Source organism: Citrobacter sp. wls615 (assembly GCF_005281355.1).
In the GTDB taxonomy this organism is placed as follows: Bacteria; Pseudomonadota; Gammaproteobacteria; order Enterobacterales; family Enterobacteriaceae; genus Citrobacter; species Citrobacter werkmanii.
Genome location: NZ_SZXM01000058.1, coordinates 1 through 25,810, shown reverse-complemented (window position 1 = coordinate 25,810; position 25,810 = coordinate 1). Strand labels below are relative to the sequence as shown.

At 51.7% G+C, this 25,810-nt stretch carries 27 protein-coding genes and 1 riboswitch; of the genes, 15 read left to right on the top strand and 12 right to left on the bottom strand.

What is annotated here, in order from left to right:
- Positions 1 to 183: 183 nt before the first annotated feature.
- The gene (htpX, locus tag FDX04_RS15465; RefSeq protein WP_137371184.1) at positions 184 to 1,065 is read left to right on the top strand and encodes a protease HtpX; all 882 of its coding nucleotides are present in this window, start codon (positions 184 to 186) and stop codon (positions 1,063 to 1,065) included.
- Positions 1,066 to 1,108: 43 nt separating this feature from the next.
- On the opposite strand, the gene FDX04_RS15460 is transcribed toward htpX, so the two are convergent.
- Positions 1,109 to 2,482: an MFS transporter gene (locus FDX04_RS15460; protein ID WP_137371183.1), complete on the bottom strand. Its 1,374-nt coding sequence runs from the start codon at positions 2,480 to 2,482 to the stop codon at positions 1,109 to 1,111.
- Between the two features lie 174 nt (positions 2,483 to 2,656).
- Between FDX04_RS15460 and kdgR the strand changes: the two genes are divergently transcribed.
- Positions 2,657 to 3,448 (top strand): DNA-binding transcriptional regulator KdgR, encoded by a 792-nt coding sequence (gene kdgR / locus FDX04_RS15455; protein ID WP_006684175.1) that lies wholly within the window; start codon positions 2,657 to 2,659, stop codon positions 3,446 to 3,448.
- A gap of 112 nt (positions 3,449 to 3,560) precedes the next feature.
- Here the strand turns inward: kdgR and FDX04_RS15450 are convergent, their stop codons facing one another.
- Positions 3,561 to 3,800 (bottom strand): YobH family protein, encoded by a 240-nt coding sequence (locus FDX04_RS15450; RefSeq protein ID WP_061381163.1) that lies wholly within the window; start codon positions 3,798 to 3,800, stop codon positions 3,561 to 3,563.
- Positions 3,801 to 3,964: 164 nt separating this feature from the next.
- On the opposite strand from FDX04_RS15450, the gene mgrB reads away from it, so the two are divergent.
- The 6 genes from mgrB to rlmA all read left to right on the top strand — a co-directional run bounded on the left by mgrB (position 3,965) and on the right by rlmA (position 8,307).
- On the top strand, positions 3,965 to 4,108 hold the full coding sequence (gene mgrB / locus FDX04_RS15445) for a PhoP/PhoQ regulator MgrB (protein ID WP_003034977.1): 144 nt from the start codon (positions 3,965 to 3,967) through the stop codon (positions 4,106 to 4,108).
- 74 nt (positions 4,109 to 4,182) lie between these two features.
- Complete coding sequence (locus FDX04_RS15440; protein ID WP_061381164.1) at positions 4,183 to 4,467, top strand: YebO family protein; 285 nt, start codon at positions 4,183 to 4,185, stop codon at positions 4,465 to 4,467.
- A 636-nt stretch (positions 4,468 to 5,103) separates the two neighbouring features.
- A complete protein-coding gene (locus tag FDX04_RS15435; protein ID WP_006684179.1) occupies positions 5,104 to 5,247 on the top strand; it encodes a DUF2627 domain-containing protein in 144 nt (47 codons plus the stop codon).
- 12 nt (positions 5,248 to 5,259) lie between these two features.
- Complete coding sequence (gene cspE, locus FDX04_RS15430; protein WP_001062678.1) at positions 5,260 to 5,469, top strand: transcription antiterminator/RNA stability regulator CspE; 210 nt, start codon at positions 5,260 to 5,262, stop codon at positions 5,467 to 5,469.
- Between the two features lie 219 nt (positions 5,470 to 5,688).
- Positions 5,689 to 7,434 carry a peptidoglycan glycosyltransferase FtsI gene (gene ftsI, locus FDX04_RS15425; protein ID WP_137371182.1) on the top strand — a complete coding sequence of 582 codons (1,746 nt, stop codon included), beginning with the start codon at positions 5,689 to 5,691 and terminating at the stop codon, positions 7,432 to 7,434.
- A 63-nt stretch (positions 7,435 to 7,497) separates the two neighbouring features.
- Positions 7,498 to 8,307, top strand: coding sequence for a 23S rRNA (guanine(745)-N(1))-methyltransferase (rlmA, locus tag FDX04_RS15420; RefSeq protein ID WP_137371181.1), 810 nt, complete (start codon positions 7,498 to 7,500; stop codon positions 8,305 to 8,307).
- On the opposite strand, the gene mntP is transcribed toward rlmA, so the two are convergent.
- From mntP to manX, 5 genes are all read right to left on the bottom strand, one after another.
- Entirely contained in the window at positions 8,304 to 8,870 is a 567-nt protein-coding gene (gene mntP, locus FDX04_RS15415; protein ID WP_020996621.1) for a manganese efflux pump MntP, read from the bottom strand. The genes rlmA and mntP overlap by 4 nt on opposite strands.
- Before the next feature lie 135 nt (positions 8,871 to 9,005).
- Positions 9,006 to 9,105: riboswitch (yybP-ykoY riboswitch) on the bottom strand.
- Between the two features lie 197 nt (positions 9,106 to 9,302).
- Complete coding sequence (locus FDX04_RS15410) at positions 9,303 to 9,761, bottom strand: DUF986 family protein (RefSeq protein ID WP_042307852.1); 459 nt, start codon at positions 9,759 to 9,761, stop codon at positions 9,303 to 9,305.
- Between the two features lie 60 nt (positions 9,762 to 9,821).
- The gene (locus FDX04_RS15405) at positions 9,822 to 10,673 is read right to left on the bottom strand and encodes a PTS mannose transporter subunit IID (protein ID WP_003833769.1); all 852 of its coding nucleotides are present in this window, start codon (positions 10,671 to 10,673) and stop codon (positions 9,822 to 9,824) included.
- Positions 10,674 to 10,685: 12 nt separating this feature from the next.
- Positions 10,686 to 11,486 (bottom strand): PTS mannose/fructose/sorbose transporter subunit IIC, encoded by an 801-nt coding sequence (locus FDX04_RS15400; RefSeq protein ID WP_005122174.1) that lies wholly within the window; start codon positions 11,484 to 11,486, stop codon positions 10,686 to 10,688.
- Positions 11,487 to 11,544: 58 nt separating this feature from the next.
- Positions 11,545 to 12,507, bottom strand: a complete 963-nt coding sequence (gene manX, locus FDX04_RS15395; protein WP_005122176.1) for a PTS mannose transporter subunit IIAB — start codon at positions 12,505 to 12,507, stop codon at positions 11,545 to 11,547.
- A 262-nt stretch (positions 12,508 to 12,769) separates the two neighbouring features.
- Between manX and FDX04_RS24690 the strand changes: the two genes are divergently transcribed.
- Both FDX04_RS24690 and yoaE read left to right on the top strand, forming a co-directional pair.
- Entirely contained in the window at positions 12,770 to 12,979 is a 210-nt protein-coding gene (locus FDX04_RS24690) for a hypothetical protein (protein WP_072014731.1), read from the top strand.
- A complete protein-coding gene (gene yoaE / locus FDX04_RS15390; RefSeq protein WP_137348906.1) occupies positions 12,967 to 14,526 on the top strand; it encodes a CNNM family cation transport protein YoaE in 1,560 nt (519 codons plus the stop codon). Before FDX04_RS24690 ends, yoaE begins: the two co-directional genes overlap by 13 nt.
- A 5-nt stretch (positions 14,527 to 14,531) precedes the next feature.
- On the opposite strand, the gene FDX04_RS15385 is transcribed toward yoaE, so the two are convergent.
- The 4 genes from FDX04_RS15385 to pabB form a co-directional block, all read right to left on the bottom strand.
- Positions 14,532 to 16,133 carry an EAL domain-containing protein gene (locus FDX04_RS15385; protein ID WP_061381168.1) on the bottom strand — a complete coding sequence of 534 codons (1,602 nt, stop codon included), beginning with the start codon at positions 16,131 to 16,133 and terminating at the stop codon, positions 14,532 to 14,534.
- A 130-nt stretch (positions 16,134 to 16,263) separates the two neighbouring features.
- Positions 16,264 to 17,628 (bottom strand): L-serine ammonia-lyase, encoded by a 1,365-nt coding sequence (gene sdaA, locus FDX04_RS15380; RefSeq protein ID WP_042307858.1) that lies wholly within the window; start codon positions 17,626 to 17,628, stop codon positions 16,264 to 16,266.
- A 183-nt stretch (positions 17,629 to 17,811) separates the two neighbouring features.
- On the bottom strand, positions 17,812 to 18,390 hold the full coding sequence (locus FDX04_RS15375) for a CoA pyrophosphatase (protein ID WP_038641269.1): 579 nt from the start codon (positions 18,388 to 18,390) through the stop codon (positions 17,812 to 17,814).
- Positions 18,391 to 18,393: 3 nt separating this feature from the next.
- Positions 18,394 to 19,755, bottom strand: coding sequence for an aminodeoxychorismate synthase component 1 (gene pabB / locus FDX04_RS15370; protein ID WP_170975169.1), 1,362 nt, complete (start codon positions 19,753 to 19,755; stop codon positions 18,394 to 18,396).
- Between the two features lie 83 nt (positions 19,756 to 19,838).
- Between pabB and FDX04_RS15365 the strand changes: the two genes are divergently transcribed.
- Positions 19,839 to 20,018 (top strand): YoaH family protein, encoded by a 180-nt coding sequence (locus FDX04_RS15365; protein ID WP_003020986.1) that lies wholly within the window; start codon positions 19,839 to 19,841, stop codon positions 20,016 to 20,018.
- A gap of 6 nt (positions 20,019 to 20,024) precedes the next feature.
- Here FDX04_RS15365 and FDX04_RS15360 read toward each other — a convergent pair whose 3' ends face one another.
- Positions 20,025 to 20,369, bottom strand: coding sequence for a RidA family protein (locus tag FDX04_RS15360; RefSeq protein ID WP_042307863.1), 345 nt, complete (start codon positions 20,367 to 20,369; stop codon positions 20,025 to 20,027).
- 140 nt (positions 20,370 to 20,509) lie between these two features.
- On the opposite strand from FDX04_RS15360, the gene FDX04_RS15355 reads away from it, so the two are divergent.
- From FDX04_RS15355 to fadD, 4 genes are all read left to right on the top strand, one after another.
- Positions 20,510 to 22,420, top strand: a complete 1,911-nt coding sequence (locus FDX04_RS15355; protein ID WP_061381170.1) for an ATP-dependent DNA helicase — start codon at positions 20,510 to 20,512, stop codon at positions 22,418 to 22,420.
- 58 nt (positions 22,421 to 22,478) lie between these two features.
- A complete protein-coding gene (gene tsaB / locus FDX04_RS15350) occupies positions 22,479 to 23,174 on the top strand; it encodes a tRNA (adenosine(37)-N6)-threonylcarbamoyltransferase complex dimerization subunit type 1 TsaB (protein ID WP_079223765.1) in 696 nt (231 codons plus the stop codon).
- A gap of 94 nt (positions 23,175 to 23,268) precedes the next feature.
- Positions 23,269 to 23,853 carry a Slp family lipoprotein gene (locus tag FDX04_RS15345; protein ID WP_042307869.1) on the top strand — a complete coding sequence of 195 codons (585 nt, stop codon included), beginning with the start codon at positions 23,269 to 23,271 and terminating at the stop codon, positions 23,851 to 23,853.
- Positions 23,854 to 24,057: 204 nt separating this feature from the next.
- A complete protein-coding gene (gene fadD / locus FDX04_RS15340) occupies positions 24,058 to 25,743 on the top strand; it encodes a long-chain-fatty-acid--CoA ligase FadD (RefSeq protein WP_123261005.1) in 1,686 nt (561 codons plus the stop codon).
- Positions 25,744 to 25,810: the final 67 nt, after the last annotated feature.

Sequence of the window (25,810 nt, the reverse complement as noted above, 5' to 3'; positions counted from 1 at the left end):
TCCGGCTATGCCGGAGGATATTTATTTAACAAGCGCATGAAGACGTCAGTCTGATACGATAAAATGTAAAGTTGTGTCTTTCTGGTGACTTAGCACCTATGGATGCTTGAAAATAGCCATAAGACCCATACGATATGGGTAATCGCATAGTGCGTTTTGTTAAATTGAGGTTAAAAGAAAATTATGATGCGAATCGCGCTCTTCCTGCTGACGAACCTGGCTGTGATGGTCGTTTTCGGGCTGGTATTGAGCCTGACAGGGATTCAGTCAAGCAGCGTTCAAGGCTTGTTGATCATGGCACTGCTGTTTGGTTTTGGTGGTTCCTTCATTTCGCTGCTGATGTCCAAATGGATGGCGTTAAAGTCCGTTGGCGGGGAAGTGATCGAACAGCCCCGTAATGAAAGAGAACGCTGGCTGATGAATACGGTAGCGAATCAGGCCCGCCAGGCCGGTATTGCTATGCCGCAGGCCGCAATCTACCATGCGCCAGATATTAACGCGTTTGCTACCGGTGCGCGCCGGGATGCTTCGCTGGTGGCTGTGAGTACTGGCCTGCTGCAAAACATGAGCCCGGACGAAGCCGAAGCGGTTATCGCGCACGAGATCAGCCACATTGCCAATGGCGATATGGTGACCATGACCCTCATTCAGGGTGTGGTGAACACCTTCGTTATCTTTATTTCCCGTATTCTGGCGCAAATTGCCGCCGGGTTTATGGGCGGTAACCGCGATGAGGGCGAGGGCAGCAACGGCAACCCATTAATCTACTTTGCGGTGGCGACGGTGCTGGAACTGGTGTTTGGTATTCTGGCCAGCATCATTACCATGTGGTTCTCACGTCACCGTGAATTCCATGCGGATGCCGGTTCTGCCAAACTGGTCGGTCGTGAGAAGATGATCGCCGCGCTGCAGCGTCTGAAAACCAGCTATGAGCCGCAGGAAGCGACCAGCATGATGGCGTTCTGCATCAACGGTAAATCTAAATCGTTGAGTGAGCTGTTTATGACTCACCCGCCGTTGGATAAGCGTATTGAAGCGCTGCGTAGTGGGGAATACCTGAAGTAACCTGCGGAAGTCCAGAAGAAGCGCGTCGTCAGACGCGCTTTTTTTATGCCTGAACGCGCGGCTGCGTGATACGTAAGCCGCTCACTATGGCGGCAGCCGTTGCCAGTACACCCGCGGTTATTAGCGACATATGTGTTCCGCTGTCACCAAACTGATTGAGCATTAACGCCACCAGCGCCGCGCCGGTACTTTGCCCTAACAAGCGCGCGGTCCCCAGCATCCCGCTTGCTCCGCCGCTGCGTTCACGTGGTGCAGAGGTGATGATGGTGTGGTTATTCGGTGACTGGAATAGACCAAAGCCCGCGCCGCACAATATCATCGGCCAGATAATATTAAAATCGGAGGGCGCAGAGGGGAGTAGCACCAGGGCAAATAATCCGCTTGCCATCACGCCCATACCCAGTGCGCCCAACAATCCCGCGTGGACGCGTTCGATAAGATATCCGGCCAGCGGCGCCATCACCATGGTTGCCAGCGGCCATGGGGTCAGTAGTAGTCCTGTTTCGACTTCGCTACGACCGAGCACGGTTTGTAGAAAGAAGGGTAGAGAAACCATCGCCAGCATTTGTGCGCTGAATGAACAGATTGACGTGCAAATCGAGAGTGAAAACAGCGGAATACGTAGCAGGTCAACCGGTAATAACGGTACCGGCAACGCCAGCTGGCGGCGGATAAAGAAAAAACCGACCACGATAAGCGCCACAAGCTCGGCACCAATCAGTTTTAGCGACTGTCCTTGCGCGAACCCACTGAGGGCAGTAATTAACAAGCCAAACGTTAGGGCATTCATTACCGCACTGGGCAAGTCAAAGCGTGGTTTATTGCTGCGGGACGAATTTGGTGGCAGAAAGCGCATGGCCAGCAGCAGGGCAATAATCCCCAGCGGGACGTTAATCAGAAACAGCCATTTCCAGGACGAGATAGAGAGGATCGCCGCGGCAATGGTGGGTCCTGCCGCTGAGGAGACCGCCACGATGAAGGAGTTGATTCCCATCCCCCGGCCAAGCTGACGCTGGGGATAAATAAGTCTAATTAAAGCTGTATTCACACTCATCAGCGCCGCACCGCCAAACCCCTGAGCCACACGAGCCAGAGTTAGCATTTGTAGCGAGTCTGATAAAGCACAGAACAGTGAGGCAAGCAGGAATACGACGAGACCACACTTATAAATGCGTCGATAGCCAAACATATCACCCAAAAAGGAGAGTGACAGCAGTGAAACGACAATGGCGATTTGATAGGCGTTAACGATCCAGATTGAGCTGGCGGGTGAAGCCTGAAGGTCGGTAGCAATCGTCGGAAGCGCCACGTTAGCTATTGCGCCGTCGAGTACTGCCATAGAGATGCCAATAACAATGGTTAAAATTGCACCATATCGCTGGGGCAATGGCAGGCCATCAGCCTGAATTTTTTCCATAAGGGGTCATTTTATCGGGAATGATGATGAGAATAATAATCTTAGCATTGATATACAGGCGTTAGGTCGCAGATTTGTAACTAAGTAAGCAAAGAGCGATTGCGAGGGCAGGTTCGTGAAATTATAATAAAAACCGGTTCTGATTTTTATAAAACACTCGTAATGAGGTGATAAATGGCAATCGCAGATCTGGATAAACAACCTGATTCTGTATCTTCCGTGCTGAAAGTTTTTGGCATCCTGCAGGCGCTGGGTGAAGAGCGCGAAATTGGTATTACCGAGCTGTCGCAACGCGTCATGATGTCAAAAAGCACCGTTTATCGCTTTTTGCAGACCATGAAAACGCTGGGTTATGTGGCACAAGAAGGAGAGTCAGAGAAATACTCTCTGACCCTGAAATTATTCGAGCTGGGTGCGCGCGCGTTACAAAACGTTGATCTGATCCGTAGTGCTGACATCCAGATGCGTGAACTTTCACGTTTGACCAAAGAGACCGTACACCTTGGTGCGCTGGATGAAGACAGTATCGTCTACATTCATAAAATCGATTCCATGTACAATCTGCGAATGTATTCCCGCGTCGGTCGTCGTAACCCATTGTACAGCACGGCTATCGGTAAAGTTCTTCTGGCATGGCGTGACCGCGATGAAGTGAAGGAAATTCTTGACGGCATCGAGTACAAACGCAGCACCGACCGTACTATCACGAATACTGATGAATTGCTGGTACTGTTGGATAAAGTGCGTGAACAGGGATACGGCGAAGATAACGAAGAGCAGGAAGAAGGCCTGCGCTGCATCGGTGTTCCGGTGTTTGACCGTTTTGGCGTGGTGATCGCGGGCTTGAGTATTTCATTCCCGACGCTGCGCTTTTCGGAAGAACGTTTACACGAATATGTGGCGATGCTGCATACGGCAGCGCGTAAGATTTCTGAACAAATGGGCTATAACGACTATCCGTTCTAATCAGAAAAATTGCCTAAGTGCAAAACCCCAGGTATTGCGTACCTGGGGTTTTTTAATGAATAAAATTAGCGCTATTTTGCGCAAATAGCATAAAGAATGTATTGCCGCTATCTTAACCGTTATCGATAACGACAGTACTTTTGCGTAATACAGGGCAATCTGAAAGACCAATAAGGCCGCTGTTTGTGTGGACGTATTGTGCGGTGCTGGTCCCGCGAGCGGTCAGATATTGGCATTGCAGACCCAGACCGGCCGCATTCTCTTTACTCCCAATCAAAACTCCATAGCCGCTCAGTAATAAACCGATCCAAACCAGAGCTAACAACACAATAGCGCGGATTATCAGACGCATTACAACCTCTTATCTTTTCTCGTTATTAGTAGATTAGCCTGTACATGGGCTGAAACAAGTCAATCATTCCTAAAAAGATGGAATGCCGTTACAGTTAACGCTGGGTTTAGGTAACGCATGATAATTTATAGACATAAGATGTAGAGTCGAAGAGTGGAGCTGGAGTGAAAAAAATACGCTGGGTGGTACTGATTGTTGTCGTGCTGGTATGCATATTGATGTGGGCGCAGGTGTTTAACATCATGTGCGATCAGGACGTACAATTTTTCAGCGGTATTTGTGCCATCAATAAATTTATTCCCTGGTAAGCGCATTTTTACAACAGTTGATTACCTTCTTGTGCGGCAGTGGTAAACTACGCTGTCTACATTGAGGTGGTGAAATGAACGAAGTTTTGAATTCTGGCGCGTTGAGTTTTGCGTCTTTAGCGGTATCGGTGGTGGTTTTGGTTGTTGGGCTTGTGTTGTGGTTTTTCATTAATCGGGCAAGTTCGCGTACTAACGAGCAGATAGAACTGCTTGAAGCATTGTTAGACCAGCAAAAAAGACAGAACGCATTACTCCGTCGCCTTTGTGAAGCTAACGAACCAGAAAAAGCGGCAGAACCTGCAGCGGTCACCGCGAAGGATGACGATGATGATATCATCCGCCTGGTAGCTGAGCGCTAATAACAGTATGTCAGGATGAAGGTCTGCTGATGCTGTGCGCAGATACTTCATCCTGTCGTCAACATGTCAGATCATTTTCTTCTGCTCTGCCCGCGTAATTAGCGTTACGGAGTCGCCTGTAATCTGAGTATTTTCAGATACTCTAACCAATTAATATCTTATGTCCGGTCTGTTATAAATATATTTTCCCATACGTTAAAAATATGATTATGTCATTTTTGTGATAACGATCGTCTTATTAACAGCGAAACGTTTCTCTTACTTTTTTTGTGCATTGTCATCATTCTTTCATTATTTTGGTGCAAAAACAGAAGGCGGATCTCATTTTTACGCTTGTGACATTTTATGCATTACTAAGCATAAAAAATGATATCCGCCAGACCCTGTGACAGATAACTGGAACAACTGAAGCTATTGAGCTATGGTAGAAATGTCCCTGTGACGGTGCAAGCCTGATGGGGCAAGGGGAGAGAGGTGACAATATAACTCTGCTCGGTCTGGCGCATAACTGTGCAGTCGTTGTTTGATGAAAGACAGGATTTGTGCGACCGATCGAGACACGTTTAAAAATGGCTTGCCATTATTTACGTTGTATGTGATAACACGTTTTGGGTTAAACGAGGTACAGTTCTGTTTATGTGTGGCATTTTCAGTAAAGAAGTCCTGAGTAAACACGTTGACGTTGAATACCGCTTCTCTGCCGAACCTTATATTAGTGCCTCAAGCAGTAATGTCTCAGTTTTATCTATGTTATGCCCGCGGGCGAAGAAAATACTCTAAGGAATTTTGCAAATGGCAAAGATTAAAGGTCAAGTTAAGTGGTTCAACGAGTCTAAAGGTTTTGGCTTCATTACTCCGGCTGATGGCAGCAAAGACGTGTTTGTACACTTCTCCGCTATCCAGGGTAACGGCTTCAAAACTCTGGCTGAAGGCCAGAACGTTGAGTTCGAAATTCAGGACGGCCAGAAAGGTCCGGCTGCTGTTAACGTAACAGCTATCTGATCGACACCACTGATTTGATGCGCTCATGCGCAACCATCTCAGATATAAAGCCTCGCTTATGCGGGGCTTTTTAATTCAAATTACGTCAAAATATTTCTGAAAGCCCATCCATTAGCGCTTTGTTGCAAAGGCGTGATGTTCGTAGCATAGTTTTCCCCGCATTCTCGCAGCATTTCTCGTTAAATCAGACACCTGAAAAACTATCATGCGGGAGTCCAGGTGAACAAGAAAAACGACATAGATGCGCGCAATTTTACTCCCGTACGTTTTGCCCTGCTTTGTGTGGCGATATTATTAAGTCTGGGATTGCTGCTGGGTCGGGTGGCGTGGCTACAAATTGTCACGCCGACAACTCTGGTAAAACAGGAAGACATGCGTTCGTTACGCGAGGTAACTATAGCCTCGCCACGCGGAATGATTACCGACAGAGAAGGGCGACCGCTGGCGGTAAGTGTCCCGGTGAATGCCGTCTGGGCAGATCCTAAAACCATTATTAGCAAGGGTGGCGTGGGCTACAATGAACGTTGGCAGGCGTTAGCAAAGACTCTGAACATTTCGCTCAGTTCGCTGGCTGAGCGCGTTAACAGTAATCCTGCGGGACGCTTTATTTATCTGGCGCGCCAGATCTCTCCTCAGCAGGCTGAATGGGTCGATAACCTTAATCTTCCGGGGATCAATCTGCGTGAAGAATCCCGTCGCTTTTATCCAGCCGGACATGTTGCGGCTAATCTCATTGGTTTCACTAATATTGATGGCCAGGGTATTGAAGGTCTGGAGAAAAGCTTCAATAGCCAGTTGATGGGCAAACCAGGCTCCCGTCTGGTCCGTAAAGACAAATTTGGTCATGTCATCGAAAATATCACCGAAGTGATGCCGGTGCCTGCACACGAATTACAACTCAGTATTGATGAGCGTTTGCAGACGGTTACCGAAGACGCGCTGGATAATGCCGTGACGTGGAATAAAGCGGAGTCAGGGGCAGCTGTACTGGTCAATATCGCTACTGGCGAAATTCTCTCCATGGCAAGCTTCCCAGATTTTAACCCCAACAATCGTGACGGCGCGGTACTGGATGATTTTCGTAACCGTGCCATTAGCGACACCTTTGAACCCGGCTCAACCGTAAAGCCGCTGGTGATTATGACCGCGCTCCAGCAGGGGATTGTGCAACCGGACAGCGTAATTGATACCCATCCTTTTAATGTCGACGGACATCGTATTCGTGACGTCGGATTTTACCCTGAGCTGTCGCTTACCGGCATTTTGCAGAAATCAAGCGATACGGGAGTATCACACCTGTCGTTAGCTATGCCGGTGCAGAAATTGCTGGATACCTATAAACGTTTTGGCTTTGGCGATCCAACCGGGTTGGGATTAACTGGTGAAAGCAGTGGTTTAATGCCCCAACGCCGCTACTGGAGCGATTTGGATCGCGCGACCTTCGCATTCGGTTATGGGCTGATGGTGACGCCGCTCCAGTTGGCACATGTCTACGCCACTATCGGTAGCTTTGGCATCTATCGGCCTCTTTCTATAACGCGTATTGATCCGCCGGTAATAGGAACGCGGGTGATGCCAGAGGCTCTGGTTCATCAGGTTGAACATATGATGGAAAGCGTTGCGTTACCCGGCGGTGGGGGAACTAAGGCGGCGGTCAGGGATTATCGGGTTGCGGTGAAGACCGGGACGGCGAAAAAAATTGGCGATGATGGTAAATATGTTGATAAATACGTGGCTTATACGGCAGGCGTTGCGCCAGCGAGCGACCCGAAATTCGCCTTAGTCGTGGTTATTAATAATCCACAAAACGGTGCTTACTATGGGGGCGCCGTCTCCGCGCCGGTATTCAGCCAGATTATGGGAGATGTTTTACGCCTGGAAAATGTTAAACCAGACGGCATGCCTGCCGACTCCGATCACCTGCTGGTGATGCATGGCGACAGCGTATCCTCGCCGACGCTGTAAGTTATTTTCCCGGGGCGCAATTCGCGTTACACTTGCGCCCTCAAATCACCTGCCGGAGTTGTCATGTCGTTTTCCTGTCCTCTTTGCCACCAGCCTCTTACTCAAACGAAAAACAGTTTTATCTGCCCTGAGCGGCACCAGTTTGATGTGGCGAAAGAAGGGTATGTCAACTTACTGCCGGTTCAGCATAAGCGGTCGCGCGATCCGGGTGACAGCGCTGAGATGATGCAGGCGCGCCGGGCGTTTCTTGATGCCGGACGCTATCAACCGCTGCGTGACGCGATTGTGAATGTGCTTGCGCAGACGCTGAGTTCAGCGAACGCGGCGATTCTGGATATCGGCTGTGGAGAAGGGTATTACACCCATGCCTTTGCCGATACGCTGACTGGCGGCAAAACCGTTGGCCTCGACGTCTCTAAAGTGGCGATTAAGGCCGCAGCCCGCCGTTATCCGCAGGTAACCTTTTGCGTGGCTTCCAGCCATCGTTTGCCGTTTGCCGATGCGTCCATGGATGCCATCATCAGGATCTACGCGCCCTGTAAAACGCAAGAGCTGGCTCGCGTGGTTAAACCGGGTGGATGGGTAATCACCGCCACACCAGGGCCGCGGCATTTAATGGAGCTGAAAGGGCTGATTTATGATGAGGTGCGTTTGCATGCGCCACATACCGAACAGCTGGAAGGTTTTGTTCTGCAGCAGAGTATTGCGCTGGGCTATCAGATGCAGCTCCAGGGCAGCGAAGCCGTTGCATTACTGCAAATGACACCGTTCGCCTGGCGGGCAAAACCGGAAGTGTGGGAAACGCTGGCAGGAAAGACGAAGTTTGACTGCCAGACAGATTTTAGTATTCATATCTGGCAGCGCCTGAATTAACCGTGGAAGTGTGCCCAGAGGATCTGGGCGCCGATACCAATCAGTACCACCCCGCCCAAAATTTCAGCTCGTTTGCCCAGCATCGGACCAATAAAACGACCGATCATCATGCCGAGCGTGGACATAATTAACGTGGCGCAGCCGATGGCCAGCGCAGTCGCAATGATGTTAACTTGCAGGAAAGCCAGACCCACCCCGACGGCCATCGCGTCGAGACTGGTGGCAATGGCGGTGGTGACCAGCAGCCAGAATCCATGACGGCGCTGCGGCTCTTCATCTTCATCACCGTTGTCGCGAAAACCTTCGATTATCATTCGCCCACCTAAGAAAATCAGCAGAATGAAAGCGATCCAGTGGTTCCACTCCAGTACAAATTTGCTGGCCAGCATGCCCATACCCCAGCCAATCAGCGGGGTCAGGGTTTCAACTGCGCCGAAAATAAGACCGGTGCGCAGCGCTTCAGAAAATTTGGGTTTATGCAGGGTGGCACCCTTGCCAATTGACGCAGCGAAAGCATCCATCGACATGCCAAAAGCGAGAAGTACAGTAGCGGTGAGATTCATAACAGCGTCCTGACCGGGGTATCCATAAAACACATCACTGCCCCCAGTAACCATGCATACAGATTGAAAACACGAAATATATCGTGCCATTCAGGTATGCATTGCAGTTGATGTGCCTATGGTCTCGCCTGACTGAAACTGTATGTTCAGTCCGTACGCGCCACGTTTTTCAACGAGTATGTTGACACGTACATTTCCGGAGTCTGGAAATCGGCTACTCCCCAACGACGGGCGCAACCTTAACATATTTTGAGAATATAAAACAAGAAACAGGGAAATAATATTTGACTTTTAATTGAAAACGATTTTCATTTAGATTTATTTATAAATAGAACGTTAAAATAAATAACATTACGGGCGGGGTAATATAGCCTTAGCTATGTTTTGTTTTCATTAATATATGAAAAACATAGTTCAGGCTATCTTGTTAACTTACTGATTTGAAATAAGAAGCTTATATATTTTTTCGAGATCGTCTATATTTCGTACGCGAACAAGCAATCTACGCTGTTCTAATTGCATCACCAGCACGCCGTCTTCTGATAAATTCATCTCTTTAATGCGGTTATATTCAATCCAGACGTTAGCAAAGAAAAAACCTTTTTGCTTGAAGATGATTTTCGGCGTACGGATCCAGAACAGATACAACCCCATCAACACCAGTGCACATAATAACCATGTGGTGAATTGCGCCCCGTGACTGGTGACGTTGTTGTAGATAAGAATAGCTACCAGGCCAATGAAGATAACACTGTCAACACGGCTGCGAGGAAGCAGGGCGACCGTCAGCAGAGTGGGGCCATTACGGCGGGGCATGATGAACTGATCGTAAATGGCATACGCCAGCAGCGAAAAGATAAAAAGAACCAGCACCAGGTCCGTGATAGTCATGAATCCTCAACCCTCTAAATAGAAAAACCGGGGGCAAGCCCCCGGTGATGTACAACAGTCTTACAGGCCGAGCAGGCCGACAGCGTAGCCCGCGATACCGATGACGAAGAAGCCAACGATAATCCACAGCGGGTTCACTTTCTTACGCAGTAGCCACATACAAGCGAAAGTCAGCAGCAGAGGAACCAGGCCCGGCATCAGCTGGTCAAGGATAGTCTGCACGGTGGTAACGCGAGTCTGGCCATCCTGACCGGTGATAGTGGAGACCACCAACGGGATGTTCACGTGCGTCCACTTGTTAACCAATGCCCCCATGACAAACAGGCCGAGGATTGACGCCCCCTCAGTCAGTTTCTGCAGGAAGCCGCCGCCCATATCTTTAACGATATCGACACCTTTACGGTAGCCGTATGCCACACCGTAGTAACGGGTAGCCAGACGCACCAGGTTAAACAGGATGAAGAACAGCAGTGGCCCAAGCAGACTGCCGCTCATCGCGATACCTGCACCAAGCGCGGCAAATACCGGACGTACGGTACCCCAGAAGATTGGATCGCCAACGCCTGCCAGCGGTCCCATCAGACCCACTTTGATACCGTTGATAGCACCATCGTCAATCTCTGCGCCGTTGGCACGCTGCTCTTCCATCGCCAGCGTAACGCCCAGCACAGGTGCGGCTACGTACGGATGGGTGTTAAAGAATTCCAGGTGACGCTTAATAGCCTGCTTACGTGCATCGTTGTTTTCCGGGTACAAACGGCGGATAGCCGGTACCATGGAGAAACAAAAACCCAGCGCCTGCATACGTTCGAAGTTCCATGAACCCTGAAACAGGTTAGAACGAATGAACACGCCACGAATGTCACTCGGAGTGAGTTTTTTCTCGGTGGTAGTTTTAGTCATATCAACCATTTCGCTCACCTGCTAGTCCAGTTCGTTATCAAGATCGTTGTTACCAGCTGCCTGAACTGGCGCACCGGCGACGCGGTTATATTTCGGGCTCAGCTGAATGTAGAGGATTGCCATCACAGCGCCAATCACACCCAGAGCAACCAGGTTGAAGTTAGTAAATGCCGCGGTGACGAAGCCGAGATAGAAGAACGGCATCAGGTAGCCCGCGCGCATCATATTGATGACCATCGCATAACCAACCACTACGATCATGCCACCTGCGATGTTCAGGCCGCCGGTGACGACTTCCGGAATGGCGTTAAGCATGCTCTGAACTTCACTGGTACCTACAGAAATCGCCACGATTACCGCCGGGATAGCGATACGCATAGCCTGCAGGAACAGTGAGGATACGTGCAGCCAGGAGAGCGCCGTCAGGTTGCCGTTTTCGGCCGCCTTATCCGCTGCGTGCTGGAATGCTACGGTGATAGTACGAACGATGATGGTCAGAACCTGGCCTGCAGCTGCCAGCGGGATAGCCAGCGCGATACCGGCACCAATACTTTGGTGACCCGCGATAACCAGAACGGTAGAGATAATTGACGCCAGTGCGGCATCTGGTGCAACCGCAGCACCGATGTTCATCCAGCCCAGGGCGATCATTTCCAGGGTACCACCGATGATAATACCGGTTTTCATATCCCCGAGAACGGCGCCAATAAGCGTACAGGCCACCAACGGACGGTGGAACTGAAATTCATCGAGTACCGACTCCATACCCGCGATACATGCGACGATGAACACCAGCACAATCTGAAGAGTGGTAATCTCCATTGTACTTCTCCTATTGCTATACAGACTTAAGTGTGAAAACTAAGTAAATGCCAGGGAATTATTTCGCCTTGGCAATCAAATCCATCATTTTCAGTTTCTGATCGGTCGAAACTTTACGCGCTTCGAGCTCAATACCGCGTTCGTTGAGTTTTTTGAAGGCTTCGATGTCTTTTTCATCAACAGAAATTGCGTTGTTTACCTGTGTTTTACCCTGACGGAAAGCCATACCGCCAATATTTACAGAGGTAATTTTCACACCGCCTTCAACGATACGTTCCACATCGGTCGGGTTGGTGAACAACAGCATCACACGCTCGCCTGCATATTTCGGGTTGTTGTAGACGCGGATCATTTTCGCGACATCAACCACATGCGCCGTCACACCCGGAGGTGCTACCTGAGTCAGCAACGTTTTACGCACGGTATCGGCGGCAACTTCATCGCTGACGACGATAATGCGTGTTACGTTGGTTTCTTTGGTCCAGCGAGTGGCTACCTGACCATGAATTAAACGGTCATCGATACGCGCCAGGCCGATCTGCATATAATCGTTCGGGCCCATCGGTTTCGCCGGTGCTGCTGCTTTGGGTGCCGCAACGGGGGCAGGAGCGGCTTTTTCCACTGGTTTCGCTTTCAGCGCTTTCACGCCTTCGCTACCGGTTTCAACGGCCAGTGCCACTAATTCATCGAAGCTCGGGTTGTCATCACGCGCCATGAAGGTCTCGACCAGCATGGGAATGTTCACACCGGCGATAACTTCGTAATGCTCTTTATCGACGACAATGCGGCTCGCAGCGTTAAACGGGCTGCCTCCCCATGTGTCAACGAGAAACAGCACGCCTTTACTGGTATCGAGTTTTGCCAACTGAGCGTTGTACTTTTCGATCAGCGTTTCGGCATTTTCGCCTGGAACGAAATCGATCCAGCCGACGTTTTCCTGCTCGCCTAACAGCATCTCTGCTGTCTTAAGTAACTGCTCTGCAGCCCAACCATGTGTGCCTATTACAATAGCAATGGTCACTTGCTACCTCCTTTATTATCGTTAACACATCAACGTGAAGATGTATTTGAATCGTCGTCCGCAATCGAATCGATTCAGATAAGGGTTACAAAGAAAAACCTATGATTTTCGTGAATTATTTTAGATATCGAAAAAAATATTTTATGTGATGAAGATCCGTAATTTAACTTCCGATGAAAAGAAATTTCGAAGGGTAAAATATCTCCGAAACAACTTATTGCAAAGGAAGGTAAATCTTTGCTAAAAACCGGTTGTCTCTGTTATGTTTAGCATCTGTTTAATTACTCAGGAGTATAGGGCAGTAGCCCACCATATGGATCGTCACCGACGTCATTTCACCCTCAGGCCGCTTTGCGCCTGTCAGATTGGCACTTTTTGCCACAAATTTTCTCTGCATAATGCTTTAACGCCTGAGATCCTCAGCGCGCAGTTTGGTCATTCCTTAAGCAGGAGCTTGTCATGGAATTATTAATGGACCCGCAGATTTGGGTGGGTTTGCTCACGCTTGTCGTTCTCGAAATTGTTCTGGGTATTGATAACCTGGTCTTCATTGCGATCCTGGCTGATAAGCTGCCGCCGAAACAGCGAGATAAAGCGCGTTTAATCGGTTTATCACTGGCACTGATTATGCGTCTGGGCTTGTTGTCCGTGATTTCGTGGATGGTGACGCTGACAAAGCCGCTGTTTACGGTAATGGACTATGCGTTTTCAGGGCGCGATCTGATTATGCTGCTGGGCGGTATCTTCCTCTTGTTCAAGGCTACGACAGAGCTGCATGAGCGGCTGGAAAACCGTGAACATGATACCGGGCAGACGAAAGGGTATGCGAGCTTTTGGGTTGTCGTGACGCAGATTGTCATCCTCGATGCGGTGTTCTCGCTGGATGCGGTGATTACTGCGGTCGGTATGGTCAACCATCTGCCGGTCATGATGGCGGCGGTCGTGATTGCTATGGCCGTGATGCTGCTGGCGTCCAAGCCGTTGACGCGATTTGTGAACCAACATCCGACGGTGGTGGTGCTGTGTCTGAGCTTCCTGTTGATGATTGGTCTGAGTCTGGTTGCCGAAGGGTTTGGCTTCCACATTCCGAAAGGCTATCTGTATGCGGCGATTGGCTTCTCGATCATTATCGAGTTGTTTAACCAGATTGCGCGTCGTAACTTTATTCGCCACCAGTCGGCACTACCGCTGCGTGCGCGGACTGCCGATGCAATCCTGCGTCTGATGGGGGGTAAACGTCAGGCCAGCGCGCAGATGGAATCCGACAATCCGGTACCTGTGCCCGTTCCGGAAGGCGCATTCGTGGAAGAAGAACGCTATATGATCAACGGCGTACTCTCCCTGGCCTCGCGTTCATTACGTGGCATTATGACGCCTCGTGGCGAGATTAGCTGGGTTGATGCGGACCTGAGCGTAGCGGAAATTCGTGAGCAATTGCTTTCGTCACCGCACAGCCTGTTCCCGGTATGTCGCGGTGAGCTGGACGAAATTATCGGTATCGTCCGTGCCAAAGAACTGCTGGTAGCGCTGGAAGAGGGTGTGGATGTGGCGGCGATTGCCTCTGCTTCTCCGGCTATCGTGGTCCCGGAAACGCTGGACCCGATTAATCTGTTAGGCGTTCTGCGTCGTGCCCGCGGCAGTTTCGTGATCGTCACTAACGAATTTGGTGTCGTGCAGGGGTTGGTTACTCCGCTGGACGTATTAGAAGCTATCGCCGGTGAGTTCCCGGATGCCGATGAAACGCCTGAAATTATTGCTGATGCAGGCGGTTGGTTGGTGAAAGGCGGTACCGATCTGCATGCGTTGCAACAGGCGCTGGACGTGGATACGCTGGTGAATGAAGACGAAGATATCGCGACGGTGGCAGGTTTAGTCATCGCGGCTAACGGTCATATTCCACGCGTCGGCGATGTTATCGAGGTTGCGCCGCTGAGCATTACGATTGTCGAAGCGAATGACTATCGTGTGGATTTAGTTCGCATTGTTAAAGAACAACCCGCTCACGACGAAGACGAGTAACCGGGCTAGCGAAACGGCATAACGGGCATACTATGACGCCCATTATGCCGGGCGGGCGGCGGGGTGCTGCCCGCCAGCCATTTTGGAAAATCGCGGAGCGGCATTGGCTTCGCATACAGAAAACCTTGCAATAAATGTACACCGTGCCGGCGCAAATGCTGTGCCTGCGCCTGCGTTTCAACCCCTTCTGCCACCAGTTCTATATTCAGTCTTTTTCCCAGCGCGATGATGATGTCTGTAACGGTTGAGTTCACGGCATCGGTACCGATCGCAGAAGTAAATGATTTATCAATTTTCAGTACATCCGGGCGGAGTTTTTCCAGCCAGGAGAGCGAGCTGTTGCCGGTGCCAAAATCGTCAATCGCCAGTTTTACGCCAAGGCGATTTAGCTCGCGTACAATCCGGTAATCCACATCCAGTAACGCATCTCGCTCGGTAAGTTCGATGACTAACTGCTGAATGGGATGCTGGCTAAACCAATACTGGTTGAGATCTTTTAACAGCGTGCCATGGCGAAAATGGCTGGCGGCGACATTGATCCCGATATGAAACTGACTGCTCATGGGGAAGACGTGTCGCTGCTGAATGGTTTCTGCGATGACATGACGCGTCAGGGGCACGATCAGGTTGTGCTCCTCGGCGATGGGAATAAACACTTCGGGAGAGATCCAACCCTGACGCGGATTATTCCAGCGTAAAAGGATTTCCACCCCCATGCATTGCTGCGTTTGCGCATTGAGCAGCGGCTGGCAGAACAGCTCGAATTCTCGGGCGGCAAGGGCCAGATTAATCTCCCAGGAGAAACTCATTCTGTTGGCGGTTGCCAGCCACGCCAGGTACCCCATTAACAGACTGAGGATCACCGCCAGCGGCAGCTGTGTGGGCAGATGCTTAATCGCCAGTTCGCTGGCGCCCGGACCGGTAACGCTGATAGTAAACGGGAAATGCTGTGATGAAAGCTGGTAGCGTTTTTCATTCTTTAGCTCAGGTAGCGTATCGACAACACCTTGTCCGTAGAGCAGATGGCGATTGCCGACGCTTAAGCTGGCATGGGTGATTTGTGGCGGTTGGGGTTCAAGCAGCATCGACGACAATAAATCAATATTAACGATCTCCAGCACGCCATCTTCACCATCGGCAGAGGATGGATACCATTGCGCCAGAATCGGACTGCCTTTAATTAGCGAATGGTCGGTAGACAGCAGCAGCTGCGGCTCCCGGCTGGGTAATTCAGGCTCCAGTTGACGAACAGGCACATTGCGATAACCAAAAATGCTGGAGCAATACAGAATCCCGCTTTGAATAAGGCTGATAGAGCGTACCGTTTGCAGCCTGGCAGCATGCTTGCTCAGCGGTAAACGCGCAACTGAGCAGGGAAGACCAATCAATGGCAACAGCACATCGCGTCCGGTCTGTAGGGGCAAAAGTACATGATCCAACTCTTCAACGGCGTGGTTGGCAAAGGTTACGGTATTCCGATGATTTAAATTACGCTCCGAAATAAATCGGGCCGTTAAAGTGAGGATAAGCGTCAGTAGGGCACATAGTGTGCAAACAATTAAGCGATTCCGGCGATAGTTTTTAATGATCCGTTGTGCTGTATGCATGCGGGCCGCCCGATAAGCCGTTGGTCACAAAAGCCAAAAGCAACAGAGCAAGTGTAGTGGGGAAAATTACAGTAGACGAGGAAGGGGAGATAAATTCGCCCATCCGTCGCAGATGGGCGAAAATTAAGTATTAGTCACATTGAACTTTGATTGCCAGACCACCACGTGACGTTTCGCGGTATTTGGCGTTCATGTCTTTACCCGTTTCGTACATGGTCTCAATGACTTTATCCAGCGAGACGCGTGGCGCACTGGTACGGCGCATTGCCATACGTGCGGCGTTAATCGCTTTCACGGAAGCAATGGCGTTACGTTCGATGCACGGAACCTGAACCTGACCGGCAACCGGGTCACAGGTTAAACCGAGGTTATGCTCCATACCGATTTCTGCCGCAACACACACCTGTTCAGGACTTGCACCCAGCAGTTCAGCCAGACCGGCAGCCGCCATGGAGCAGGCCACGCCCACTTCACCCTGACAACCTACTTCTGCACCGGAGATTGAGGCGTTCATTTTGTACAGCGCGCCAATTGCACCGGCCGCCAGGAAATAGCGGGTGTAGATATCCGGGCTGACGGACTCAATGAAATGATCGTAATAAGCAAGGACCGCAGGTACGATACCGCAGGCACCGTTAGTTGGCGCAGTGACAACGCGACCACCCGCGGCGTTTTCTTCGTTAACAGCCAGCGCAAACATGTTCACCCAGTCGATTACGTTCATCGGATCGTTGGAGAGCTTGTCGCTGGAGACCAACATACGACGCAGGGCAGAGGCGCGACGCGGAACGCGTAGCGGACCTGGCAGCACACCTTCGGTGTTCATCCCACGATCGATACAGGCCTGCATGGTTTGCCAGACATGGCCAAAGTACTCTTCAATCTCTTTTTTGCTGTGCAGAGCAAGTTCGTTCTGCATCGCCATGCCAGAGAGAGACAGGCCGGTGCTGTTGCAGTATTCCAGCATTTCGGTCGCGGATTTGAACGGATAAGGGACGCTGACCTCGCCCGCGGTATCCTGACCAAAATGTTCTTCATCAACGATGAATCCACCGCCGATTGAGTAGTAGGTTTTGCTATAAATGACGGTTTCGCCATTGTACGCATGGATCTGCATGCCGTTTTCATGCAGCGGCAGGTTGCCGTTGTGAAAACGCATTCCGTCATTCTGCGGGAAATCCACTTCGTGTTGACCCTGCGCAAGCAGCAGGCGTCCACGCGTTTCTACGTCGCGGATAAATCCGGGAATGCTGTCAATGTCTACGGTAGCAGGCTCGTTGCCCGCCAGACCCATAATAATGGCGATATCGGTGTGGTGACCTTTACCCGTGAGCGACAGTGAACCATACACGTCGACGGCAACACGAGTAACGCTGTCCAGTAATCCTTTTTCGACCAGGTCATCGACGAACTGTTTACCCGCCTTCATAGGCCCTACGGTATGGGAAGATGAGGGACCAATCCCCACCTTAAACATGTCGAATAGACTAATCACGATAATACTCCTACAGGGCGACTGGGCTTTCCAGTAACGATGTTATAACTGCGCATAGTGTAAGAGGGAACGCGGCGATCGGCTTAACTATTCACATGAATTAAACTAATAGATAACCGCGGTTTTACTAATGTTGTGACCTGAGTTTCAAGTTGTCTATGGCGTGCGTAAAGATAAGTATAGTCAGGGCTTGACGCCAATTTGCAGAGCCAGCTCACGAATTATTCCGGCGGTCATTCCCCAGACGAAATATTGCTCATACCAAGAAAGCCAAACACGGTGTGAATCACCACGGCGATAAATATCGAGCGGATGGTAACGCCCTAAATGCAGAGCCTGCGCCAGCGGCATTTCAAACACCGCGGAAACCTCATCTTCACTGGCGCGATACGGCAGATTAGGCGGGATAATGCCGACGACCGGGGTAACCTGGAAACCGGTGACGCTGTCGACCGGCGGCAGGACGCCGATCACCTCAACGCATGACGGCGGAATTGCCACTTCTTCATGCGCCTCGCGAAGGGCGGCGGCGATCAACGAGGCATCGGTGCTGTCCACCGCGCCGCCGGGAAAGGCGACCTGGCCGGCATGTTTGCGTAGATGAACGGATCGCTGGGTTAGCAGCAGACCCGGCTGTGGTCGGCGGACGACTGGGATCAGTACGGCCGCCTGACGCTGGTTTAACGCGGCATGATTGACCTGCGGGCGCAGGAGTTGGAAGCGCGATAAAAAATCATCAAGCGTCAGGCTGCTGTATTCCACGTGTCAATTCTCCAGTTGGTGCAAAATACGATTCACTTTATCAAATGTTTCCTGATACTCCGCGTCTTCCTGACTGTCCGCCACAATGCCACCACCTGCGGAACAATAAATGTGTCCGTTTGTGGCCGTCAGGGTGCGAATGGTGATGCTGGTGTCCATATTGCCGCAAAAGCTCAGGTAACCAATGCTGCCACACCAGGCATTACGTCTGTGCGGCTCCAGCTCATCTATAATTTCCATCGCCCGCACCTTCGGCGCGCCGGTAATGGAGCCGCCGGGGAAGGCGGCGCGCAGCAGGTCGCTGGCGTGCAAAGATTCTGGCAGACGTGCGGTAATGGTGCTGACTAAATGATGAACGGCAGGGAATGGCTCGACCACAAACAGCTCAGGGACCTGTACCGACCCCGGCACGGCAACGCGACCGATATCATTGCGCATTAAATCCACGATCATCAGGTTTTCCGCACGATCCTTTGGTGAATTCGCCAGCAGTTGGGCCTGCTCACGATCGGCATCAGCATCTTCACGTCTTGGCAGCGTCCCTTTAATAGGACGCGTCTGGATGTGCTGGTTTTCCAACAGAATAAACCGTTCGGGTGAAAGGCTGAGGATTGCGCCTTCCTCAAGACGAATGAACGCACTAAACGGCGCTCGATTAGCGTGATTGAGTCGTACAAATGCCAGCCACTCATCGCCCTGATAATGCGCCTGAAAACGCTGGGCGAGATTGACCTGATAACAGTCGCCGCTGTGCAGATAGCGCTGTACCTGGCGGAATTTTTCGCCATACTGCGCGCGACTCATATTGGATTGCCACGCAGAGGTTAAGGCAAACGGTTCACGCGTTGGCGGTTGTTGTGCGTCGAGCCACTTCCGCCGCGCCTCGACATCGGTATGGCTGAGCAGGGATACGGTTTGCAACTGATGATCGACAATCAGCGCCCAGTCGTAAATGCCGACGGCCATATCCGGCAGGGCAATATCGCGCATGGCAATCGTGGGCAGCGATTCAAATCTTCTGCCAAGATCGTAGCCAAACAGACCTAACGCGCCGCCCTGAAACGGCAGATTGGGGTGATTGCTCGGCTGAATCCCCCGTGCGCTGAGCGCTGAATGTAATACCGTCATTGGGTCATCAAGCGTGCGTACGGTTGCGTGTCCGTCATGGACAACGGTCTCTTCAGCGCGCGTAACCAGCGTGGCGACGGGATCCGCCACCAGAATATCAAAACGGTTATGTGGATGGTCAGCATGACCCGAATGCAACAGCATCGCCCAGGGGAGATGGCTTAAGGTCGAAAAATAGCGTTCAGCGGCGTCCTGACGCCAGGGTAAAGTGATTACAGCGGGAGATAACGTCTTCATCAGTCCTGACTCGTTGCTACTCTACTGGCTAACTGCCCGGTAGCATGAAATAATTAGCGCAGACAATTTAGCAGGAGTTAACAATGTTTGCAGGTTTACCTTCACTCAGTCATGAGCAGCAGCAAAAAGCGGTCGAGCGTATTCAGGAACTGATGTCGCAGGGGATGAGCAGCGGACAAGCGATTGCTCTGGTAGCTGAAGAGTTACGCGCCAGCCATACCGGCGAGCGGATCGTGGCGCGTTTCGAAGATGAAGACGAGTAACGTTGCTTAAACTGCAGCGATAATCTTGATCTCTACTTTGTATTTCGGGTTCATCAACCCGGCCTGGACCGTACAACGTACTGGCGCATGACCGGCAACGACCCACGCGTCCCAGGCTTTGTTCATCGCGGCAAAGTCACTTTTGTCTGCCAGAAAAAGGGTGGCATCAAGAATACGTGACTTGTTGCTGCCCTGTTTTTCCAGAACTGCGTCAATTTGCGCCAGCGTATTCGCCGTTTGTTCAAAGGCGTCAGCATCCAGGTTTTCCGGTACACCGGTGTAATACAACGTGTTGTTATGGATAACCACGTCGGACCAACGCGCTTCGGCATCAATGCGCACTATCGTCATAAATCATTCCTCATTTACGTTTTTCATAATGGCTTCAGGTTGCGCCAAGACTGCCATAATGTTGCGCCTACGTCACCTCTTCAACTGGCGAAAGACCCGCTGGCCTGACATAATCCCTGTTCAAATGAACAGGGGGCAGTGTGACGGACGATTTTGCAGCAGACGGTCAGTTGGCTAAAGCGATACCGGGTTTTAAACCGCGTGAACCACAGCGGCAGATGGCCTTCGCCGTTAGCCATGCCATTGAAAAATCACAGCCGCTTGTTGTCGAAGCCGGAACCGGAACGGGGAAAACCTACGCTTATCTTGCACCTGCGCTGCGTGCGGGTAAGAAAGTCATCGTCTCTACCGGTTCAAAAGCGTTGCAGGATCAGCTTTACAGCCGCGATCTCCCGACCGTCGCTAAAGCGCTTGAATTTACCGGCAAACTGGCGCTGCTGAAAGGGCGCTCCAACTATCTGTGTCTGGAACGCCTTGAACAGCAGGCGCTGGCGGGCGGCGACCTGCCGGTACAAACTTTAAGCGACGTCATCCTGCTGCGCTCCTGGTCAAATCAAACCCTTGATGGCGACATCAGTACCTGCGTCAGCGTGGCGGAAGATTCTCAAGCCTGGCCGCTGGTAACCAGCACTAACGACAATTGTCTGGGCAGCGACTGCCCACTGTACAAAGAGTGTTTTGTCGTCAAAGCGCGTAAAAAAGCGATGGATGCAGATGTGGTAGTGGTCAATCACCATCTGTTTCTCGCTGATATGGTGGTGAAAGAGAGCGGGTTTGGCGAACTGATCCCCGAAGCTGACGTGATGATTTTCGATGAAGCGCATCAGTTACCGGATATCGCCAGCCAGTATTTTGGTCAATCGCTCTCCAGTCGTCAGCTGTTAGACCTGGCGAAAGACATCACCATTGCCTATCGCACCGAGCTGAAAGATACTCAGCAGTTGCAGAAATGCGCCGACCGCCTGGCACAAAGCGCCCAGGATTTCCGCCTGCAACTTGGCGAGCCGGGCTATCGCGGCAATCTGCGCGAACTGCTGGCTGACCAGCGCGTACAGCGCGCGTTTTTGCTGCTCGATGACACGCTGGAACTGTGTTACGACGTGGCGAAACTGTCTCTTGGGCGTTCGGCGTTGTTGGATGCCGCGTTTGAGCGCGCCACGCTTTATCGCACCCGTTTGAAGCGCCTGAAAGAGATTAACCAGCCAGGCTTCAGCTATTGGTATGAATGCACCTCCCGCCATTTCACCCTCGCGCTGACGCCGCTCACCGTGGCGGATAAATTCAAAGAAGTGATGGAACAAAAGCCGGGCTGCTGGATTTTTACCTCCGCGACGCTGTCGGTAAACGATGATCTTCATCATTTCACCGCGCGGCTGGGTATAGATGACGCCGAATCGATGCTGTTGCCGAGTCCTTTTGATTACACACGTCAGGCGTTGCTCTGCGTGCCGCGTAATCTTCCGCAAACCAACCAGCCGGGAGCCGCGCGCCAGTTAGCGTCTATGCTGCGTCCCATTATCGAAGCAAACAATGGTCGCTGCTTTATGCTGTGTACCTCACACGCGATGATGCGCGATCTGGCAGAACAATTTCGCGCCACCATGACGCTGCCGGTCCTGTTGCAGGGTGAAACCAGTAAAGGGCAACTGTTACAGCAGTTTGTCAGCGCAGGGAATGCGTTACTGGTTGCCACCAGCAGTTTCTGGGAGGGGGTAGACGTGCGTGGCGATACGCTGTCGCTGGTGATTATCGATAAACTGCCGTTCACTTCGCCGGATGACCCGCTGTTAAAAGCCCGGATGGAAGACTGTCGCCTGCGTGGCGGCGATCCCTTCGACGAGGTTCAACTCCCGGATGCGGTGATCACCCTGAAACAGGGGGTAGGGCGACTGATTCGTGACGCAGACGATCGCGGTGTGCTGGTAATTTGCGACAACCGCCTGGTGATGCGGCCCTATGGTGCTACCTTCCTGGCGAGTCTTCCGCCTGCGCCACGAACGCGTGACATTGCGCGCGCGGTTCGTTTTCTTGCCATACCATCGACTGAGTAATTTGTTACGGAGTGTGGTAAGATGCGCGCCAAATTTATTGATCTGATCACAAACACCCATGCGAATTCTGGCTATCGATACCGCCACAGAGGCGTGCTCTGTTGCCCTGTGGAATGACGGTACTATCAAGGCTCATTTCGAGCTTTGCCCACGAGAACATACCCAACGAATTTTACCGATGGTTCAGGAGATCCTGTCCGCTGGCGAATTAGCCTTATCCGATATCGACGCCCTGGCGTTTGGTCGCGGTCCCGGCAGTTTCACCGGCGTACGTATCGGAATTGGCATTGCTCAGGGGTTGGCGCTAGGCGCGAATTTACCGATGATCGGCGTCTCCACCCTGGCGACCATGGCGCAGGGGGCCTGGCGTAAGTCTGGCGCCACCCGCGTACTGGCGGCGATTGATGCGCGAATGGGCGAGGTTTACTGGGCCGAATACCAGCGTGATGAAAATGGCATCTGGCGCGGTGAAGAAACCGAAGCCGTGTTAACGCCTGAACAAGTACATGAACGCTTGCTGCAACTATCTGGCCAATGGGTCACTGTCGGGACGGGCTGGCCTGCCTGGCCTGAACTCGGTAAAGACAGCGGCCTGACGCTGAGCGATGGCGGTGTTCTGCTGCCGGCGGCTGAAGACATGCTGCCTGTCGCCACGCAAATGCTGGCTGCCGGTAAGACCGTGGCGGTTGAACATGCTGAACCGGTTTATTTACGTAACACCGTAGCGTGGAAGAAACTTCCCGGTAAAGAATGAATCTTAGTAGTACATCCCCGGTTAATTCGCGCAGTCGTCAGTGACCCGCATTGTGAGTTTCCCGGGGCAGGCGCTAAGAAGAGGGAGTCGCAATATGGCGGTGCAAAAGCAGGTAGTGAAAGGTGTGTTGGCGGGCGTATTGGCGTTAATGCTAAGTGGCTGCGTCACCATCCCGGATGCGATCAAAGGCTCAAGCCCTACGCCGCAGCAGGATCTGGTGCGGGTGATGAATGCGCCGCAGCTGTATGTCGGACAGGAAGCGCGCTTCGGCGGCAAAGTGGTGGATATTCAGAACCAGCAGGGGAAATCCCGTCTGGAAATCGCCACCGTGCCTCTCGATAGCGGTGCGCGACCCGTGCTGGGCGAAGCCTCTCGCGGGCGAATTTATGCTGATGTAAACGGCTTTCTCGACCCGGTGGATTTCCGGGGTCAACTGGTTACCGTCGTCGGTCCGATTAGCGGTACAGTGGACGGAAAAATTGGCAGTACGCCGTATAAATTCATGCTGATGCAGGTAACCGGTTATAAACGCTGGCATATTACTCAGCAGATTATTATGCCGCCTCAGCCGATCGACCCTTGGTTCTACGGTGCGCGTGGCTGGCCTTACGGTGGCTACGGCGGCTGGGGATGGTACAATCCCGGCCCGGCACAGGTTCAGACCATAGTAACCGAGTAACTCTTTGTTTTATTAGTAAAAGAAACAGCGGCTCGTCCGCTGTTTCTGCATTAACGTGGATATAAGAAAAATAAATAGTGACGTGCTTCGCAACCTTGTCGTTGTGTAATAAACAAACTGGTACGCTGAGTTAATATTATGTTAACAGTTTGTTTATTGCCTGGGGTTGTGATGACGACGAATATGCATTTTAGAGGTGATGTATTGAAAAAGGTTTGGCTTAACCGTTATCCCGCTGGTGTCCCTGCGGAGATCAATCCTGACCGTTATCAATCCCTGGTGGAACTCTTTGAACACTCAGTAAGGCGCTATGCCGATCAGCCCGCGTTTGTAAACATGGGGGAGGTGATGACCTTCCGCAAGCTTGAAGAGCGCAGCCGGGCGTTTGCGGCCTATTTGCAACAAGGGCTCGGGCTGAAAAAGGGCGATCGCGTCGCGCTGATGATGCCGAACCTGCTGCAATATCCGGTCGCCCTGTTTGGGATTTTACGTGCCGGCATGATCGTCGTGAATGTGAACCCCCTGTACACGCCGCGCGAGCTTGAACATCAGCTCAATGACAGCGGCGCGTCGGCGATTGTCATCGTGTCTAACTTTGCCCACACGCTGGAAAAGGTGGTCGATAAAACGTCGGTGCAACATGTGATTCTGACGCGTATGGGCGATCAACTTTCTACCGCCAAAGGGACGCTGGTTAACTTTGTCGTCAAGTACATTAAACGCCTGGTGCCAAAATATCACCTGCCGGATGCCATCTCGTTTCGCAGTGCGCTGCAAAACGGTTATCGCATGCAGTATGTGAAGCCCGAAGTGGTGTCGGAAGATCTGGCGTTCCTGCAATATACCGGCGGGACAACCGGTGTGGCGAAAGGCGCGATGCTCACGCACCGCAACATGCTGGCTAACCTTGAACAGGTTAACGCCACCTATGGACCGTTGCTGCATCCGGGTAAAGAGTTGGTGGTAACGGCCTTACCGCTGTATCACATTTTCGCGCTGACAATGAACTGCCTGCTGTTTATTGAGCTGGGTGGTCAAAACCTGCTGATTACTAATCCGCGTGATATTCCGGGACTGGTAAAAGAGCTGGCGAAATATCCATTCACCGCGATGACCGGCGTCAACACGCTGTTTAACGCGCTGCTGAATAACAAAGAGTTCCAGCAACTGGATTTCTCCTCGCTACATCTTTCGGCAGGCGGCGGCATGCCGGTTCAACAGGCGGTGGCCGAGCGTTGGGTGAAGCTGACGGGTCAGTATCTGCTGGAAGGCTATGGCCTGACGGAGTGCGCCCCGCTGGTGAGTGTTAACCCTCACGATATCGACTATCACAGCGGCAGTATCGGTTTACCGGTTCCTTCCACCGAGGTCAAACTGGTGGATGACGACGATAACGAAGTGCCGCCGGGTGAGCCGGGCGAACTGTGCGTGAAAGGCCCACAGGTGATGCTGGGTTACTGGCAGCGACCGGATGCGACCGATGAAATCGTCAAAGACGGCTGGTTGCACACTGGCGATATTGCGGTGATGGATGATGAAGGCTTCCTGCGGATTGTCGATCGTAAGAAAGATATGATCCTGGTGTCCGGCTTTAACGTTTATCCGAATGAAATTGAAGACGTGGTGATGCAACATTCTGGCGTACAGGAAGTCGCTGCGGTTGGCGTTCCATCGGGCAGCAGCGGTGAGGCGGTAAAAATCTTCGTGGTGAAGAAAGATGCCTCATTAACCGAAGAAGCGCTGGTCACTTTTTGTCGTCGCCATCTGACGGGCTATAAAGTACCGAAGCTGGTGGAGTTTCGTGATGAGTTGCCAAAATCTAACGTTGGTAAGATTTTGCGACGAGAATTACGTGACGAAGCACGCGCCAAAGTGGACAATAAAGGCTGAGCGTTAAGTCAGCCAGCAGAAAACGCCGGGTAATCCGGCGTTTTTTTTGTGCACAGAAAACCCCCAG

What these genes read in the sequence shown, in the direction of transcription:
- htpX (WP_137371184.1), top strand. Translation starts at nt 184, where the DNA reads ATGATGCGAATCGCGCTCTTCCTGCTGACGAACCTGGCTGTGATGGTC.
- FDX04_RS15460 (WP_137371183.1), bottom strand. Translation starts at nt 2,482, where the DNA reads ATGGAAAAAATTCAGGCTGATGGCCTGCCATTGCCCCAGCGATATGGT.
- kdgR (WP_006684175.1), top strand. Translation starts at nt 2,657, where the DNA reads ATGGCAATCGCAGATCTGGATAAACAACCTGATTCTGTATCTTCCGTG.
- FDX04_RS15450 (WP_061381163.1), bottom strand. Translation starts at nt 3,800, where the DNA reads ATGCGTCTGATAATCCGCGCTATTGTGTTGTTAGCTCTGGTTTGGATC.
- FDX04_RS15440 (WP_061381164.1), top strand. Translation starts at nt 4,183, where the DNA reads ATGAACGAAGTTTTGAATTCTGGCGCGTTGAGTTTTGCGTCTTTAGCG.
- FDX04_RS15435 (WP_006684179.1), top strand. Translation starts at nt 5,104, where the DNA reads ATGTGTGGCATTTTCAGTAAAGAAGTCCTGAGTAAACACGTTGACGTT.
- cspE (WP_001062678.1), top strand. Translation starts at nt 5,260, where the DNA reads ATGGCAAAGATTAAAGGTCAAGTTAAGTGGTTCAACGAGTCTAAAGGT.
- rlmA (WP_137371181.1), top strand. Translation starts at nt 7,498, where the DNA reads ATGTCGTTTTCCTGTCCTCTTTGCCACCAGCCTCTTACTCAAACGAAA.
- mntP (WP_020996621.1), bottom strand. Translation starts at nt 8,870, where the DNA reads ATGAATCTCACCGCTACTGTACTTCTCGCTTTTGGCATGTCGATGGAT.
- FDX04_RS15410 (WP_042307852.1), bottom strand. Translation starts at nt 9,761, where the DNA reads ATGACTATCACGGACCTGGTGCTGGTTCTTTTTATCTTTTCGCTGCTG.
- FDX04_RS15405 (WP_003833769.1), bottom strand. Translation starts at nt 10,673, where the DNA reads ATGGTTGATATGACTAAAACTACCACCGAGAAAAAACTCACTCCGAGT.
- FDX04_RS15400 (WP_005122174.1), bottom strand. Translation starts at nt 11,486, where the DNA reads ATGGAGATTACCACTCTTCAGATTGTGCTGGTGTTCATCGTCGCATGT.
- FDX04_RS24690 (WP_072014731.1), top strand. Translation starts at nt 12,770, where the DNA reads ATGTTTAGCATCTGTTTAATTACTCAGGAGTATAGGGCAGTAGCCCAC.
- yoaE (WP_137348906.1), top strand. Translation starts at nt 12,967, where the DNA reads ATGGAATTATTAATGGACCCGCAGATTTGGGTGGGTTTGCTCACGCTT.
- FDX04_RS15385 (WP_061381168.1), bottom strand. Translation starts at nt 16,133, where the DNA reads ATGCATACAGCACAACGGATCATTAAAAACTATCGCCGGAATCGCTTA.
- pabB (WP_170975169.1), bottom strand. Translation starts at nt 19,755, where the DNA reads ATGAAGACGTTATCTCCCGCTGTAATCACTTTACCCTGGCGTCAGGAC.
- FDX04_RS15365 (WP_003020986.1), top strand. Translation starts at nt 19,839, where the DNA reads ATGTTTGCAGGTTTACCTTCACTCAGTCATGAGCAGCAGCAAAAAGCG.
- FDX04_RS15360 (WP_042307863.1), bottom strand. Translation starts at nt 20,369, where the DNA reads ATGACGATAGTGCGCATTGATGCCGAAGCGCGTTGGTCCGACGTGGTT.
- tsaB (WP_079223765.1), top strand. Translation starts at nt 22,479, where the DNA reads ATGCGAATTCTGGCTATCGATACCGCCACAGAGGCGTGCTCTGTTGCC.
- FDX04_RS15345 (WP_042307869.1), top strand. Translation starts at nt 23,269, where the DNA reads ATGGCGGTGCAAAAGCAGGTAGTGAAAGGTGTGTTGGCGGGCGTATTG.